13 protein-coding genes and 1 other RNA gene are annotated in these 15,952 nt (G+C 46.7%); 9 read left to right on the forward strand and 5 right to left on the reverse strand.

Features of this window, described 5'->3' with window-relative positions; translation table 11 throughout:
• Positions 1-98: 98 nt before the first annotated feature.
• The 3 genes from HP555_RS06560 to gap all read left to right on the forward strand — a co-directional run bounded on the left by HP555_RS06560 (position 99) and on the right by gap (position 3,643).
• Positions 99-608 (forward strand): shikimate kinase, encoded by a 510-nt coding sequence (locus HP555_RS06560; protein ID WP_199264372.1) that lies wholly within the window; start codon positions 99-101, stop codon positions 606-608.
• A gap of 124 nt (positions 609-732) precedes the next feature.
• Positions 733-2,340: a glycogen synthase gene (locus HP555_RS06565; RefSeq protein WP_199264373.1), complete on the forward strand. Its 1,608-nt coding sequence runs from the start codon at positions 733-735 to the stop codon at positions 2,338-2,340.
• Positions 2,341-2,638: 298 nt separating this feature from the next.
• Positions 2,639-3,643: a type I glyceraldehyde-3-phosphate dehydrogenase gene (gap, locus tag HP555_RS06570; protein WP_199264374.1), complete on the forward strand. Its 1,005-nt coding sequence runs from the start codon at positions 2,639-2,641 to the stop codon at positions 3,641-3,643.
• 1,094 nt (positions 3,644-4,737) lie between these two features.
• Here gap and HP555_RS06575 read toward each other — a convergent pair.
• The 5 genes from HP555_RS06575 to HP555_RS06595 all read right to left on the reverse strand — a co-directional run bounded on the left by HP555_RS06575 (position 4,738) and on the right by HP555_RS06595 (position 10,853).
• A complete protein-coding gene (locus HP555_RS06575; protein ID WP_199264375.1) occupies positions 4,738-6,057 on the reverse strand; it encodes a YihY/virulence factor BrkB family protein in 1,320 nt (439 codons plus the stop codon).
• 125 nt (positions 6,058-6,182) lie between these two features.
• A complete protein-coding gene (locus tag HP555_RS06580; protein ID WP_199264376.1) occupies positions 6,183-8,339 on the reverse strand; it encodes a response regulator in 2,157 nt (718 codons plus the stop codon).
• Between the two features lie 9 nt (positions 8,340-8,348).
• Positions 8,349-9,200, reverse strand: coding sequence for an HDOD domain-containing protein (locus tag HP555_RS06585; protein WP_199264377.1), 852 nt, complete (start codon positions 9,198-9,200; stop codon positions 8,349-8,351).
• Between the two features lie 51 nt (positions 9,201-9,251).
• Entirely contained in the window at positions 9,252-9,614 is a 363-nt protein-coding gene (locus HP555_RS06590; protein WP_199264378.1) for a molybdenum cofactor biosynthesis protein MoaE, read from the reverse strand.
• 63 nt (positions 9,615-9,677) lie between these two features.
• Positions 9,678-10,853, reverse strand: coding sequence for a lytic transglycosylase domain-containing protein (locus tag HP555_RS06595; RefSeq protein WP_199264379.1), 1,176 nt, complete (start codon positions 10,851-10,853; stop codon positions 9,678-9,680).
• A 143-nt stretch (positions 10,854-10,996) separates the two neighbouring features.
• Here HP555_RS06595 and HP555_RS06600 point away from each other — a divergent pair, with 143 nt between their 5' ends.
• From HP555_RS06600 to tyrS, 6 genes are all read left to right on the forward strand, one after another.
• The gene (locus tag HP555_RS06600; RefSeq protein WP_199264505.1) at positions 10,997-11,482 is read left to right on the forward strand and encodes an NUDIX hydrolase; all 486 of its coding nucleotides are present in this window, start codon (positions 10,997-10,999) and stop codon (positions 11,480-11,482) included.
• A 331-nt stretch (positions 11,483-11,813) separates the two neighbouring features.
• Positions 11,814-12,137, forward strand: a complete 324-nt coding sequence (locus HP555_RS06605; RefSeq protein WP_199264380.1) for a hypothetical protein — start codon at positions 11,814-11,816, stop codon at positions 12,135-12,137.
• A gap of 18 nt (positions 12,138-12,155) precedes the next feature.
• Complete coding sequence (locus tag HP555_RS06610; protein ID WP_199264381.1) at positions 12,156-12,464, forward strand: cell division protein ZapA; 309 nt, start codon at positions 12,156-12,158, stop codon at positions 12,462-12,464.
• A gap of 49 nt (positions 12,465-12,513) precedes the next feature.
• Positions 12,514-12,685: non-coding RNA, 6S RNA (gene ssrS, locus HP555_RS06615), on the forward strand.
• Positions 12,686-13,093: 408 nt separating this feature from the next.
• A complete protein-coding gene (gene rny, locus HP555_RS06620) occupies positions 13,094-14,659 on the forward strand; it encodes a ribonuclease Y (protein WP_199264506.1) in 1,566 nt (521 codons plus the stop codon).
• Between the two features lie 8 nt (positions 14,660-14,667).
• On the forward strand, positions 14,668-15,882 hold the full coding sequence (gene tyrS, locus HP555_RS06625) for a tyrosine--tRNA ligase (RefSeq protein WP_199264382.1): 1,215 nt from the start codon (positions 14,668-14,670) through the stop codon (positions 15,880-15,882).
• The last annotated feature ends 70 nt before the right edge of the window (positions 15,883-15,952 follow it).

A 15,952-nucleotide genomic window follows, 5' to 3' on the forward strand; every position in this document is an offset into this window, starting at 1 on the left:
AAAGAAAAAAAGAAAAGAGCCCTTTCCTCTTGAAGGGCTGGTGCTCTTTCCTTTATGCTGACGCCATGTGTAAACAACAAACATGCAACAATATCATAATGACGGGTTTTCGCGGAACCGGTAAGACCACGGTGGGAAGAATCCTGGCCGCCCGTTTACAATGGAATTTTCTTGATATGGACGAATTGCTGACGCAACGGTTCGGTGCTTCAATTTCGGAAGTTGTGGCCCGTCATGGCTGGCACTGTTTTCGGCAATCCGAATCGAAACTGCTCCGGGAGTTGCAGACCATCCGGCATACGGTTTTAGCGACCGGTGGTGGTGCAATCGAGCATCAGCAGGAGTGGCTGCAACTTCGTCAACATGGATTTGTGGTCTGGCTGGACGCTGCTATGCAAACCATTGAGCAAAGATTGCAGGATGACCCTCACTCCATGCAGCTGCGCCCCTCTTTAACAGACCAGACTGTTGCAGATGAAATTCGCACAGTACTGGAACGGCGCACCCCTCTTTACCGAACAGGTTCAGATCTGCGTTTGCTCACAGACAACAGTACACCGGAACAACTGGCCGACCAGATCTTACAGGTGGTTGGTACGGACAGCTGATGACCTGTGAATCCATGAGAAGAGTTATCCTGTAAGATAAAAATACATAGAAGCAGAAGGGATAAAGTGTATGAAAGTGTCAGGGCTATCAGGGGAGCAAGACAACCGTATCCGTTGTGTTTGGATGGTAACCCGTGAATATGATCAGCTGGCCGGAGCCGGTGGTGTTAAGGATGTCTGCCGCCAGTTGGCTGAGACATTGGTTACCCATGCTGATTGCATGGTACGCGTGGTGCTGCCCCGCTACGGGTTCATGAATACCGAACGTCTCGGTTGTCGGCTCCTTCCCGTTACGCAGACAAGTGGTCGCATCGGTGCACGGCGGTATGACCATATCTTTCACGTTGATATGGATTATGCGGATGAAGAGCGACGAGAACCCGTCGCCGTCTGGCAAACCGAACGTAATGGAGTAACACTCTTCCTGGTGGAAGCTGATCGTTATGCGACAAAGCGAGACGTCTATACCTATACTGAGGAGGATGAAGGCGAAGTTGTCTGGCAGCAAAAGGGCCGGGGCCACTATGATTTCTTTGCGATGAATACCCTTCTGCAGAAAGCGGCCCTTGATCTGATGATTCTTCTTGATGAGCATCCCGATATTATTCACTGTCACGATGGGCATTCGGCGACCTTACCCGCCATCATGCGTGAAGCTGCTGGTTATCGTCATTACTTCCGTCGAACAGGTGCAGTGGTCACCATTCATAATGCAGGGAAGGGGTATCATCAGGAGATTGGCGATTTAAAGTTTGCGCAAGCCATCACAGGCCTTCCTGAAAGAGTGGTGCAGGGGGGGATATTAGACGATAGTTTTGATCCATTCATGGCTGCTGCGGATTATGCTGTCATAAATACGGTCAGTCAGCAGTATGCCCTGGAATTACAGCAGACGTCTGAAGATGCCCGGACAGGCTGGCTTGGCCATGCCCTCTTGGAAAGAGGTGTCACCCTTGCCGGTATTACCAATGGCATTGATCCTGGTTCATTTGATCCTCGTTTTGCCGAGCAATTAGGGATAGCGGCACGTTACGATGTGTTTAACGGTGATTTTGAAGGGAAGAGAGTATGCAAGGCTGATCTGCTTACAGCAATAGCCGCCCACGGCTCCTGGGAGCAGGTCAGACAGTACGGTGAGCTGATCAATGATGTTGAAAGGCCTCTTTGCACCTTTGTCGGCAGACTGACTTTGCAAAAGGGGGTTGATATCTTTATCCGCGCTTTACATGAGGTGTTGGGGCAGGATCCAGCTGTTCAGGTGCTCTTTCTTGGTTCAGGGATGCGGGAGTTCGAAGTGGATATCGAGCGATTGGCAACATCAGGGTCGTTTCAAAGAAGGGTTTGTTTTCTGAAGGGCTATGATCCACTATTGGCAAACAAAGTCTATGCAGCCGGTGATTTTTTTATTATTCCATCTCGTTATGAGCCATGTGGTCTGACCGATTACATTGCCCAGCTTTTCGGCAATATACCCATAGTCCACCATGTTGGGGGATTGGTTAAGGTTGTGCACGAAGAGACAGGTTTTTCATACCAGCACAATACGCCGACAGTGCTTGCTGATGCACTTCTGGAAGCCGTACGCGTGTATCAGCAACGACCCCATGTTTTACGATCAATGCAGATGACCGCTGTGCAGCGAATTATGCAACTTCATACCTGGCAAAAAGTGATGGTTGCCTACCTGGAACTCTATCAACGGGCAAAAAAGATGGCAGCCGGAGAGTTTTAAAGGTTTTTTGCTGTGTGCCACGGAATTGTATCGCATCCAGCTGGATTGTGCTGGAATGGCTGCTTGACAGAATGTTGACGAGCTTGTTTTATTGTTTCACTTGGCGGGCAGTTATCGTCCGTGCTTAATTTTGGGTGTGCTTAATATATGCAAAAAGCAGTTGAGCCTTCGGACCAGAGAGGAGCTAAAAAACTGTCACTGTGCTGAGGAAAACAGACTAACCAGTGGAGCAAAGGCTGTGATTACCAGTGACTAAATACAACAGTTCGTCGGAACAAATTTATACAAGGAGTATGTTATGGCTATAAAGGTAGGTATCAATGGTTTTGGTAGGATCGGCAGGAATATTTTTCGTGCCTTGAGTGAAGACACTGCTTTTGCAGACATTGAGATAGTCGGTATCAACGATTTAACTGATGTCAAAACCATAGCCCATCTGTTGAAGTATGATTCAGTGATGGGTCGATTTTTGCACGATGTGTCTGTTGCTGAAAACAGTATTGTTGTAAACGGGAAGAACATCCCGATCACCAGTTTCCGTAAACCCGGCGAGATCCCATGGGCGACTCTGGGGGCTGAGTACGTACTTGAGTGCACCGGCTTGTTTCGTGATCTGGAATCTGCGAAGGCACATATTGACGGCGGGGCCGGCAAGGTCATTATTTCGGCACCGGCCAAGGGAGAGGTTAAAACCATTGTCATGGGGGTGAATGAGGATGAATATGATCCCACCCGGCATCATGTGGTCTCCAATGCCTCTTGTACCACGAACTGCCTTGCACCGGTTGCTCAGGTTATTCTTGCTAATTTTGGGATTAAACGCGGGCTGATGACCACGATACACTCTTATACCGGTGATCAAAGGATCCTTGACTTTCCGCATTCTGATCTGCGTCGGGCCAGGGCAGCTGCTCTGTCTATGATACCAACGAAAACCGGTGCCGCTGCCGCCGTATCTTTGGTCATTCCGGAGCTGAAGAATAAATTTGATGGGTTGGCGGTCCGGGTTCCTACCCCGAATGTTTCGCTTGTTGACGTTGTGATCGAGGTGGAACGTGAGACCACAGTTTCAGAGGTCAACAAAGCCCTGTCTGATGCTGCCAACCGATACCTGGGGTACACGGAAGAACCGTTGGTTTCCATTGATTTTCAGGGAGATCCCCGCTCCTCCATTGTTGATGGACTATGCACCAAAGTATTGGGTACAACCGTGAAAGTTATGAGTTGGTACGACAACGAGTGGGGGTATTCCAATAGGATGCTGGATTTGGTGCTACATATGGAGGCTAATAAATTTTTATAATTCTGATGCAGAGTAAGCAGATGTCTATACAGCAGTAACGTTTTTTAATCTCACCCCAGAAGGTTGGTTCCAGAGACCGATAGAAGACATCGTCTCCCCTGCGCTTTCAGAGCAAGAAGTACAGGGGGATATACTGATCTTCAAACACTTTTCCTGATAAGAAAACCTGTAAGAATCAACCCTCTCATCCTCTGCCGGCCGACACGAAAATCCGTGCCGGTCGGCCCTCATCCAGACTTTTCAAAAGAGGAACCAACACCTTGTTCTTGGAGTATCGGTGTGTGTATATCGGTAAATTCATACCCATTATTACTCTATCCCTTCAGCAGCATGATCTGCTGTTGAGCCGGCTGTGGTGAGCTGTGCTGCCGGAGCAGAGCTGGCGGGGTAGTTCTAGGGACAGGCAGGAAATCCAATTTCAGGGATGGTCAGTTCCCCTGTATCTGATGTTTCTCGTCTTCAGTTTTTTGGGCTTGGATTGAAAGGAACGTGGATTATGGGAGAGTTGAGCGAAATCCGATTGTTCAGAAAAGAGAGATAAGCCATCCGGCAAATTGTTACGACATGCCGGACGGCTTCTGTGTTCTGTGGGCTAGGTGTAGCGGCTGGTGCGTCAAGCCCTTGGGCAAGATAGTGTGGGGCTACCGCGTGTTGATTTTAGACATGGTAAAGCCTGCAGAGGTTTTTCAGCCGGCGACTTTTCCTGTCCCCTTGCATGTCGGACACTTTTGGTCAGGGGTACAAACTTGACCGTCATCTGTTTTTCCTTGCCACTCACTGCTTGTCTCGCAAACACCCTCGATGACTCCCTTACCGTTGCAGGTGGGACAAACATTGGTTTTTTTATCGTCAGCCATTGTAACCTCCGTTAGATGATGTAAAAACAGTTCAATTTGTGGCAGCACTATATATCAAAATAGGAAAAAATCAATGACTTCCTTGGAAAGGCGGTATGCGTAAGGCTGTTGATAACAGGTGCTAAGGCAAATACTATTCGATATGTTCATAGAAATTAGGGGCATAAAAACAGCTGCTTGTTTTCAGTGCGGCCAGGAAATTCGTACAGATGAGGAATACGAAAGAGACAGATGCAATTAATGGATGCTCGTATCTTTCCCTAGAGAAAAATCGACTGACCGGGCAGCAGCATGTACAGCCTGTTGAGCAAGAGAACCGCCGGTCGAATCACAAGGTGTTTCGTTGCCAAAGATAAGTTTTACGACTTCACTGACCGTGAATGCATCTATCGAGGTTGCCGGCATAAAGGATTCATTATCTTCTTTGTTTTGAATGCGTACAAGCAGGCCCCCATGTAACAGGCGGGTGACTGTCTGCCGAACATCGCTTCGTCGAATCTGTGGCAATCGGCTGTTTAAAAATGCAAGGGAAGTGGCGGCACGTCGAGAAAATTGATCATGAACAATTTCCAGGACATCAACGGCTACCTGTAATTGCCTTTGCGGTGAAAGAACTGTTTCGGAAAAATGATAATACCTGTGATGCTGTAACGCATAGGCAAGGGACGCTCCGAGAAGAATAAAGGTCCAGCCGATATACAGCCAGATCAGAAAGAGGGGAATGGAGGCAAAGGACCCGTAGATAGCGTTGTAGTTTGCCAGCCCAATTTGCAGGAAAACATAGAGTTTTTGAAAAGCAAACCAAAAGACTGATGCAAAACAGGCACCGGCAAAAGCGACGGAAGCTTTGACTTTTGTATGGGGGAAAAAAAGGTACATTGTCATCAGGGTCAGAATGATAAAGACAAAGGGTGCCATTTTGATGCTGATGATGAGCATCAGCGCGGAAGGCAGAAGAGCATTCAATTTGTCCATGATGCTCTGATGGGCGAGAATGGTTTCAGCTGCTAAGGCTATGTTAAGTGACAGGGGCAACAGGATGAGCAGTGCCAGATAGTCCATGATTTTACGGAAAAGAGGACGGCCTTCAGATGTGTGCCAGATAACATTCATGGCTTCCTCAATGGAAGCTAATACAAAGAGAATTCCAATAATGAGCCCAAGTACACCAAAGGCACCCAAAGCGGCAAAGTTGGTTCGATCAACGTATTGAAAGACAATGTCGACAGCCTTGTGAAGATGTGCCGTTACCGGTGCTGCATCAGTCTTTGTTGCAGGAGGAGCTGGAGCCGTTGCATCGTTTTCGCTGTGTGCTGCTGATTTTTGTATGTGCAGGGATGGTTGCTCCAGCTGATCAATCAGACGGATTGCCGCTTGTTTGAGCTGTTCGTCGCTGCCCAGGCCCTTTAAGACCGAGGTGCTGAGAGCCAGGATGGGGACAAGAGAAAGAAGTATTAAATAGGTGAGCGAGGACGCTCTGATGGCCAGGTTGGTTTTCCTGAACTCATCGCTCATGATCAGTAGAATGCGTATGCTGATCCGGATGAATTCAGTCACCCTGTTGCTTGCTGGTGAAGATCTGAAAGCCCAACGGTGTAATCGGGCTGTTCTGCTGGACACTGCCGGAGTGTTTGTCTGAGAGGAGGAGATATGCACCGTCTCGTTCATGATCTTACCCGTGTTCATCCCAACCTGTGCTGCAGCCATTTTTCAAGAGTTTCGTCGACAAGTTCCCGTTTAACCGGTTTGGCAATGTAGTCGTTCATCCCTGCTTCAAGGCAGATTTCCCGGTCACCTTTCACCGCATTGGCGGTCATCGCAATGATAGGAACAGCCTCAAACCCTCTGCTGCGCAGTTCTCTGGTGGCGGCAAGACCATCCATTTCCGGCATTTGAACATCCATAAGAATAAGATCAAAATCATCGGGACTGGCTGTGTAAGTATTCACAGCTTTGCGACCATCGGCAGCGACTTCGACCTCATAGCCCAGTTTGTTGAGAATCAGTACGGTCAACTTTTGATTAACCGGATTGTCCTCGGCTAATAGTATCCGTGCCGTTGATGAAGGTTTTTTTAGGGCACTGATTCCGTTCGTTGAAGTTTTTCCGGCAGAGGTGGTTCCTGCAGCTCTTTCATCAGTGCTAAGCAGCTTTTCTATAGTTTTGAAAAGCGTCTCCCGTCTAATGGGTTTGCTTAGAATGGCGTCGAAGCCGATTGTTTCCCAATGTCGAACATTTTTCTCCTGAAAAGAGGTGTGAGCTATCAGGGGAATATCGGCTGTTTCGGGAATGTGATGCCGTATGAGATGAGCTAACGTGCTGCCATCCGGATCCGGCATGTGCATATCCAGGATGATGAGATCAAACGAGACGCCCTGCCTGTACGATTGACGCAAAAGTGCAGGAACCGTACTGCTGTCGCTGACCGTAGTTACCTTAAATGCTGCGGAGCGAAGAGTATGGCTGAGAATGTCCAGATTGTTGGGGTTGTCGTCAACAAGGAGAATCCTTTTGCCGGTTAATGCAACTGTTTTGAAATCTTTCGCCTGTTGATGTGCAACTTTTTTAAATTGTGCAGTGAAGTGAAAGGTACTGCCTTGACCAACCGTACTTTCTGCCCACACATGACCATCCATAAGGCTTGCAATCTTGCGGCAAATGGCAAGGCCTAATCCTGTACCGCCGTACTTCCTTGTTGTGGAGCCGTCAGCCTGTTGGAACGTCTCGAAAATCGATTCGAGCTTGTCTGCGGGAATCCCTATGCCGGTGTCGCGAACTTTTGTATGCAGGGTAATGGTATCCTCTGTCTCTTTAGCGGTCATAAGTGACAGTTCAAGTTCACCCTGTTTAGTGAATTTGACCGAGTTCCCCATGAGGTTCAGCAACACCTGGCGGAATCGACCGGGATCTCCTGTCACAGCGGCAGGAACGGTATCGTCAACCCGGCAGAGAACTTCCACGGACTGAGAAGCAACTTTGGGATGTATGAGATCACACACATCCTGGGCAATGCTCTCCGGATCGAAGCTGACACTTTCAAGCGTGAGCTTTCCAGCCTCTACTTTTGAAAAATCGAGGATGTCGTTGATCAAGAAGAGGAGGGCGTCGGCACTGTGTTTGATTGTCTGAGCAAACTCTTCCTGCTCCGTATCAAGTGCAGTATCCAGTAACATATCTGTAAAACCGATAATGCCATTCATCGGGGTGCGGATTTCATGGCTCATGGCGGCAAGAAACTCGCTTTTGGCGATATTTGCAGCTTCCGCAGCTTTTTTGGCGAGAAGCAATTCTTCTGTTTGTTTGTGAATTTCTGCCTGTAATGTCTCGGAATAGTTGAGCTGTTGTTCCTGTATCTTTCTGTAGTTTTGTTCGTTTTCCGCCATTATTTCCTGAAATTTTCTTTCCAGGACTTCAGATTTACGGTCAAATTGTTTTTTTTGAATTCGAAGCCGATTAGTTGTTTCATTTGCTTCACGCTGGACCAGAAACAGGCGAATCGCCAGACGGATGGCGGACGCAGCCCAGGGAGTGGAGCAGTTGCTCATTTTTTTTGTGTCCGAAGTTGCAAGAACATACCCCGGCAGGTCCGGAACAAGGTACAGGATGTAGTTTCGGTCTTTGAGCTGAAAGGTACCTGAAGATAATTTTTGTTTATTGTCTTGAATGCAAGAGATTGCCAGTGGGGTGGGCAAAGGGAAATCGGCGGAGGCTATATGGTGGCCGAAATGATTAAGACAGAAAAAAGAATGGTCATCAACTTCTTGCACCAGATGTGCGTGGATTAGCGTCAGGTCACCAAGTGGGTCGGCAAAATCAGCAAACAGCGGCGCAGTCAGCATAAGGAAACCTCACACGCCATAGACATCTTTTATTTTTTCTAACTCTTCGGGGAGATCTGCGGCAAGCACCTTATATTCTTCAATGTTATCTTGAATATGGTCTGCCAGTGATGTGTTCAACTGGCCTGGTATCCTGTCGTTAATGGCTGAAAAGTTCAGTTGGTCAATGATGTATTCACTTATTTGCAGGATACCGGTGGGTGATTGCGGTGAAATTAGCGATACGGAATCCAGGTGATGATCACGAATAGCTTCAGCAATCGGAGTGGACATCTGCCAGTTTTTGGCAAGTGTGTACCCAATCTCGCAGTGATCGGTCTGTAGAAGTTGCTGTTCAAGCACGGTGATCAGAGGAGGGAAATCCGGCTCAAGTTGCTCTATGAGTTGTAAAAAGGCAACTGGCTCTGCATCTAAAATAACAATCAAACCGATGTCGTGTAAGATACCGCACAGATAGGCGTCGTCGCCATTGATCGAAAAAATACGCTCAGCAATCATTTTACAGCATGTGCCGGTGGCTGCACTGTGCAACCACAGGCGTTCCGGAGAAAATCCATTCATTTCGGAATGGCCACGAAAAATCTTCCAGATAGCGTCACTGATCACGAAGTTGTGGAGGTTTTTCATGCCCATAAGGGCAACTGCCCGCGAAATTGAGTCAACCTTTCTACTCAGACTGTAGAATGAACTGTTGACCAGGGTCAGCAAGCGGGCGACAAGTGTTGGGTCGAGTCGAATAACCTGTTCAAAGTCCTGGAGGGTGGATTCCTCGTCGTTCATCAATTGGACCAGCTTTGTGGCTATATGGGGGAGTGTTCTAACGGTTTTCGATTTTTCAATCAGTAATTGAGCCGAAGACATAGAATAGCTCCCTCAAAAAGACTGAACGTCGACAACAGGGCCGGGAAGAAATTATCTGGTGAGCTCTTTTTTGCTGATGGCTTCTGACTTAACCCTGTCGAGTAACTCGGCCAACACCGGTTTTACATTTTCCCGGATATCACCGGCCACCACAATGAACAGAAGATCGTCCCCAGGGGTAAACGTCCCGGATTGGGTTTCGATTATTATCTCATAAATTCCCGGCCGCTCAAGGTACTCCTGTCTTAGCTGGGTAATCTTTTCTTCATTAACAACGGTTTCCAGTGCGATTACATCTTGACGGCTGTTGCGAGACCAGTTGCGGGCGATCCCGTTGTGAACGAGGATCATGCCAACGTTGTCTGCAAAGTCAGGCCTCTTTTTGAGATCTTGAATAGTTTTTGAAATATCCATGGTGTGTATAAGGGGAGCTGTTGTGAGAAGTGGTACAGAAGATTCTGTTTTGGTCGCTTGGTTTTATAGTCGTGACTGCTCTACAGTAGATCGTTGGCGTGCAAGACGCAACGAGTTTTGCTTGTCGGCGGGGAGACGAACGAGGTAGTTACCGGGAACCGCGTGTTCGCCATTAAGGACAGGACGAAGTAAAGCAGGGTTGAGTCTGGAGAACTGCTCGGCCGACAGTCGATAATAAGATTGTATCTGTTTGACCGGTGTATCGTTTTTCAGCCGTAAAGTGATGATGGGTTCTGGACGTTCGAGCGAAAATTTGTGAGTTTTCTCGATTTGTTGTGCTACACGCAAGGCGGCTATAAATTCAGAATAAAAATTACGGGATGCAAATTTAAATGCCCCCTGATTGTAAGAAGTAAAGATCCTTTCATAAGTGCCCATTTCTTTTTTTGCCCGCATTGTCCCATTTCGGCCATAGTTATACGCGGTCAGTGCCAGTGGCCAGCAGTGCAACTTGTTGAAGTTGTCTTTAAGCAGTTGTGCAGCAGCTTCGGTGGCGGTATAGGGATCATAACGTTCGTCAACGAGTTCATTAACCGTCAGGTATTCTTTGCCGGTTGAACGGGTAAACTGCCAGAGACCGGCAGCACCAGCCTTACTGTAGGCTTTGGGGTTGAATGAGGATTCAACATGGGGCAGGTAGATAAGCTCGGATGGCATGCCTTTGGAAATGAAAATTCTTCTGAATGTTGGTAGATATTTACCCGAACGGATAACGCCTTCGTAAAAACGATCACTTTGTCCCAGCTGGAAGCGGATCGTCTCTTGAGCAGCATGATACGCTGCAGGTCGATTGGAAGGAAACAGTGATGCTATGCGGCGTTCTTCCGGTGTTCTCGGTGGCAAACCATTACCAAGTCTCAAGAGAATGGCCCTGATCTGCTCTTTGGCAAGTTCAACGCGTTGTCTGTTTATTTGTTCGGCATTTTTTGTTTTTGCTTCGACAAGATGAATAACAGTGTACACCTTTCCAAGGTTGTCTCTGTCATGAATGATTCCCTGGCGAGTGGAGTACCGACCGTAGACATTCTCCCAGAATTTAACATGGGATTTTATACAGGGATAAACAGGAAACCTCTCTGTTGCGTAGACTGGCAGGTGAACGATAAGAACGAGGAAGACTGTAACGGTAAAAACTGAAAACCAGGTGTTACTTTCTTTTTTCGATACAATGGAATTCATGGTACATGTATTTCCGCGTTGGTAAAAGACAGGCCGTACTTGTTCACTTGTAAACAGGATATCGTATTCTGTGTCTTTAAGCCATAGATACTGTCGAATCGATAACTTCTATTGTAGGAAAAAGACTTCAATTGCGTCAAGTTATGTACATGCCGATTATTGGTACCCTTGGCTATATAGTTTCTCCTGATGGGCGGCAAACCCTGCTTGTTCATCGAAATGCCCGCACTGCAGACCAACATTACGGCAAGTATAATGGGCTGGGCGGAAAAATGGAAGCTGATGAAGATGTCGTTGCCTGTATGCGCCGGGAGATCTGGGAAGAGGCCGGTCTTACTTGTGTCGAGCTGCAGCTGCGCGGGACAATTAATTGGACCGGATTCGGCCCGAACGGGGAGAACTGGCTTGGATTTATTTTTTTGATTACGGTCTTTTCCGGTATCCCCAGGTTAATCAATGAGGAAGGGGAGCTTGGTTGGCATGCTGTTGATACGCTTGCCACGCTCCCGATGTGGGAAGGAGACCGTTTGTTTTTACCGTTGGTGTTTGATGGAGATCCACGTCCATTCCATGGGTACATGCCTTATGCCGGCGGTCAGCCGTTGTCATGGAGTTATTCGCGTCTGTGACGACTCTGTTTTCCAAGACAGGTGCCTTTTTTCGGCTGTAAACAGGAAGGATGGTCATGAATCGAGAAAGCCCGGGGATCCATGCGGTTTCCCGTTGGCCAATGGTTCATCGATTTTAAATGGCAACTCGTGTAACCATTCTGATTTATTCAGTATAATGAATGCCTCTCTGTTTTTGGAGGGGATATTTTCAGGTAGCCTGTAAAGTTGTTGCGTACAGACCGCTTGATTTGTATAGTTACACATACGTTGGAAATTTGTAGTTATTGCCATAATTTCATAAGGTTAGAAGATTTACTTTTTGAATAACTAAAAATGTAAAGGATGTAACATGGATAATAATGCAGAACTTATTCGCCTTGAGAATTTTGTTGACAATTTGCTGACCAAATTTAACCAACTTAAAGCGGACTATCACGCCCTGCAGGAAACCTTGCGAGAACGGGATGCGGAATGTGCAGATCTCAAAAACAACGTGTTTAACTTGAGCACTGAACGCACAGAGGTCGGGAACAGGGTTTCAGACCTGCTGACACGCATTCAGGAGTGGGAGACAGAGCAAGGGGGAGCTCATGATAGAGATGACTTTTCCGGTGACAGTATACAAGGCTCGTTGTTCAGAGGTGAAAATGAAGGTGAAGAAAGTTTTGATTAACTTAATTTATTGACACTGATGCAAGATCGTCTTGTACGCTTTCAGTTATTTGGGCAAGAGTTTACTTTCTACAGTAACTCCACGGAAGAAGAGGTTGAGTCGGTTATACAGCTGCTTCGACAGGAGCTGGAAAGTGATGGCAACCTGAATCGTGGCTCAGTTCCCTCCAGTAAGATGCTGGTTCTGGGCTGTTTACGGATGGCTGCAAAGTATGTGCAGTTGCATCGTGAGTTCGAGGAATATCGATCGGCTCAGGAATCGGTGGTCAGCCGTTTACTTCAGAAAATCTCTACAGCAGGAGGATTAAAGGAAAAAGAGATTTTCTGAATAGTAATTTTTTGTTTCAACTTTATAGTTAGTAGAGAACGAACCTGTCATGCCCCTACTCTGTTGGTGATCTGCGGAGTATTGAGCCAACTCTCGTAAAAAGGGCAGTCTTCAGGTTGATCTATGGAAATCTGTTTAGATTTCCAGCAGTCAACCAAGACCTTGCCCACCTAATTTAATTAGGTTTAATCATTTCGCAGACACGGCAGCGTGGGGGCTTTTTGTTTACCCGATAAAGATCGTTTTGCAGTATGTGATTTTTTTTGTAAAAAAGAATGTCTTTCTGTGTGGATAGACGGATGAAACAGGCCCAGTGCCTGGATGATACCCTGAGGCGATCAGGTTTACGATATACGAGTATTTCTCATTATAGGTTGTTCTAGAGAGAAATATCTGTACATGTTTTATAATAATCCTATTTTATAGAACGTTTCAATAGAGTAGACCTCTTGATGGTGCTGAGTTTATCTTAAGTTTTGCTCAGCATCTTCTTCGTGTGCTTTAGCCTACCTTTCCGTCTCCTGCAGTAGTTTCTCTTAACGATGTCAAAAGGCATTTTTTGCTACAATTCATTTTTCCCGACACATAGGATCGTGAATTGTTTTTATATATTATTGAGGTGATGGATGATGGATTTGAATATTATTATTTTACTCTTTACTCTAACAAGTCTTGTAGCAGGGCTTGTTATTGGTATTCTTTTACGGAAAAAATTGGTTGAAGGTAACCAGAAGAATATTGCATTACAAGGACGTCAAATTATTGAAAACTCAATCAATGAGGCGGAGCAGATAAAAAAGGAAGCGATTCTTCAAGCAAAGGAAGAAGCATTTTTTATCAAACAGGAAGCTGATAAAGAGTTAAAAGCTAATCGACTTGAAATTAAAGAGGATCAACGACGATTAGATAGAAAGTTTGATGAAGTACAAAAAGAATTCCAAATTCTTGAAGAGAGACAAACTTATTTAAAATACCGAGAAGAAGAGTTAATTGATCAAGAGGCGGAAATTGTTGGACATCGACAGAAGCTCGACGGATTAATTGAAGAACAACGTTATAAACTCGAACAGATCGCTGGTATCGGTCAAGAGGAAGCCAAAGTTCAGTTGATGCAGCTTATAGAGAGTGAGGTGCGCATGGACTGTGCTAAGCGGCTGGTCCGAATTGAAAATGAAATGAAAATTGAGGCTGACCGTAAAGGTAAGAATATTCTTGCCCTGGCTATTGCCCGATATGCCGGAGATTATGTGGCTGACAAGACTGTTTCCGTGGTCTCCTTGCCCAATGAAGAGATGAAAGGACGTATTATCGGTAGGGAAGGCCGTAATATAAGAGCAATTGAAGCGGCGACCGGTGTGGATATTATTATCGATGATACTCCAGAGGCAGTGATACTCTCCGGATTTAACCCGATCCGACGAGAAGTTGCCCGTCTGGCCCTGGAACAGCTCATATCTGATGGCCGCATCCATCCTGCCCGGATAGAGGAAGTCGTGCAAAAGGTATCAGAAGAACTGGAGGTTGGCATCCGTGAGTCCGGCGAGCAGGCGACCTTTGATGTTGGGGCTCACGGCATGCATGTGGAGTTGATTAACCTGATTGGACGATTGAAATATCGTACCAGCTATGGACAAAATATCCTTCAACATTCACTGGAGGTGGCTTTTCTTTGTGGAGTAATGGCAGCTGAACTGGGCTTAGATGTAAAAAAGGCCAAAAGAGCTGGGTTGCTCCATGATATCGGCAAAGCGGTGGATCATGAGGTAGAGGGGTCACATGCTATTATCGGCCGTGATCTGGCGCGTAAATATGGTGAAGCTGAAGATGTTGTTTATGCCATTGGTGCGCATCATGAAGACCAGCCTCCTAAAAGTGTGCTTGATGTGCTGGTTCAGTCTGCGGACGCACTTTCTGGTGCCCGTCCGGGTGCACGTAAGGAGATGCTGCAAAGTTATGTCAAGCGGCTTGAAGATTTAGAAAAAATCGCTAGTGGATTTACCGGGGTGGAAAAATCTTATGCCATACAGGCGGGCCGTGATTTACGCATTATAGTGGATAGTCAAAAAATCCGGGATGAAGAAACGGTTTTGCTCAGTCGTGATATAGCAAAGGCAATTGAGGAGCAGCTTACTTATCCCGGCCAGATCAGGGTAACGGTAATCCGTGAAACACGAGCTGTTGAATATGCAAAATAGGGGGAGGCATGAAGTCGGTTGCAGAACAAATAGCCTTGATTGAGCGGGGTGTGGTTGATTTCCATTCTAAGGAGGAGCTCGCCAAAAAGCTTACCCGTTCTTTGGAAACCGGAACGCCGTTAATCGTCAAAGCCGGGTTTGACCCAACGGCCCCGGATCTGCATCTTGGTCACACTGTGCTTGTCCAAAAAATGCGCCATTTCCAGCAGCTTGGACACAGTGTGCATTTTCTGATAGGCGATTTTACCGGCTTAATCGGTGACCCTTCAGGGAAATCTGAAACCCGGCCGCCACTGACACCAGAGGATGTGAAACGAAATGCCGAGACCTATAAAGAGCAGATATTCAAAATTCTAGATCCAGAGAAAACAAAAGTCGTTTTTAATTCGACATGGTTAGGAACCTTGACTTCTTTTGACATGATCCGGCTTGCGTCGGAGTTGACTGTTGCCCGAATGCTGGAGCGAGAGGATTTTAAAAAGCGGTTTGAAGCGAACCGGCCGATATCAATCCATGAATTTCTCTATCCCCTTATTCAAGGCTATGATTCTGTTGCGATGAAAGCCGATGTTGAATTGGGGGGGACGGATCAACTGTTTAATCTGCTGATGGGGCGTGACCTGCAGCGCAGTCGCGGATTGGAGCCACAGGTGGTCTTGACGGTACCTTTGCTTGAAGGCTTAGATGGCGTTAATAAGATGAGCAAATCACTTGGCAACTACATTGGTATATACGAGTCGGCGGGCAGCATTTTCGGGAAAGTCATGTCGATCAGTGATGACCTTATGTTTCGTTATTATGAATTGCTCAGTGACCTCTCCATGGCAGAGATTGAGAACATGAAGTGCCAGATCGGCAAGGGAGAATTACATCCCAAAGTAGCTAAGGTTCAATTGGCAAAGGAAATTGTGACACGATTCCACAGTGCTATAGCTGCGGATGAAGCTGAGCGTGCCTTTGAGCAGGTGTTCAGCCGTCATGAGCTGCCGGATGTTATTGATGAGGTCAAGATAGCGACAACTGAAACCGACCTGTGGATTCCAAAATTGTTGGTGAGTGCAGGGCTTGTGAAGTCAACTTCAGACGGTCGGCGCATGATTCAGCAGCATGCAGTGTCTATTGATGGAGAGCGGATAAGTGATGTGAACGGCACCGTCCCTGCAACAGGTAGTGTGCTTGTCAAGGTGGGAAAGCGTAAGTTTTGCCGAATCAGTTTTGTTTAAATTGAGTTAAAGAATCGGTTTGAAGCAGTAGTGAGGAGCCTGTGCACAGCAACACTTTTATTACTGTTTA

This window comes from Desulfobulbus oligotrophicus, from assembly GCF_016446285.1.
GTDB lineage: Bacteria > Desulfobacterota > Desulfobulbia > Desulfobulbales > Desulfobulbaceae > Desulfobulbus > Desulfobulbus oligotrophicus.

Bases quoted from the DNA above. Each gene is read 5' to 3' on its own strand.
- HP555_RS06590 (WP_199264378.1), bottom strand. From the start codon at position 9,614: ATGGATATTTCAAAAACTATTCAAGATCTCAAAAAGAGGCCTGACTTT.
- HP555_RS06600 (WP_199264505.1), top strand. From the start codon at position 10,997: ATGTACATGCCGATTATTGGTACCCTTGGCTATATAGTTTCTCCTGAT.
- HP555_RS06565 (WP_199264373.1), top strand. From the start codon at position 733: ATGGTAACCCGTGAATATGATCAGCTGGCCGGAGCCGGTGGTGTTAAG.
- gap (WP_199264374.1), top strand. From the start codon at position 2,639: ATGGCTATAAAGGTAGGTATCAATGGTTTTGGTAGGATCGGCAGGAAT.
- rny (WP_199264506.1), top strand. From the start codon at position 13,094: ATGGATTTGAATATTATTATTTTACTCTTTACTCTAACAAGTCTTGTA.
- HP555_RS06605 (WP_199264380.1), top strand. From the start codon at position 11,814: ATGGATAATAATGCAGAACTTATTCGCCTTGAGAATTTTGTTGACAAT.
- HP555_RS06580 (WP_199264376.1), bottom strand. From the start codon at position 8,339: ATGCTGACTGCGCCGCTGTTTGCTGATTTTGCCGACCCACTTGGTGAC.
- tyrS (WP_199264382.1), top strand. From the start codon at position 14,668: ATGAAGTCGGTTGCAGAACAAATAGCCTTGATTGAGCGGGGTGTGGTT.
- HP555_RS06585 (WP_199264377.1), bottom strand. From the start codon at position 9,200: ATGTCTTCGGCTCAATTACTGATTGAAAAATCGAAAACCGTTAGAACA.
- HP555_RS06560 (WP_199264372.1), top strand. From the start codon at position 99: ATGACGGGTTTTCGCGGAACCGGTAAGACCACGGTGGGAAGAATCCTG.
- HP555_RS06595 (WP_199264379.1), bottom strand. From the start codon at position 10,853: ATGAATTCCATTGTATCGAAAAAAGAAAGTAACACCTGGTTTTCAGTT.
- HP555_RS06610 (WP_199264381.1), top strand. From the start codon at position 12,156: ATGCAAGATCGTCTTGTACGCTTTCAGTTATTTGGGCAAGAGTTTACT.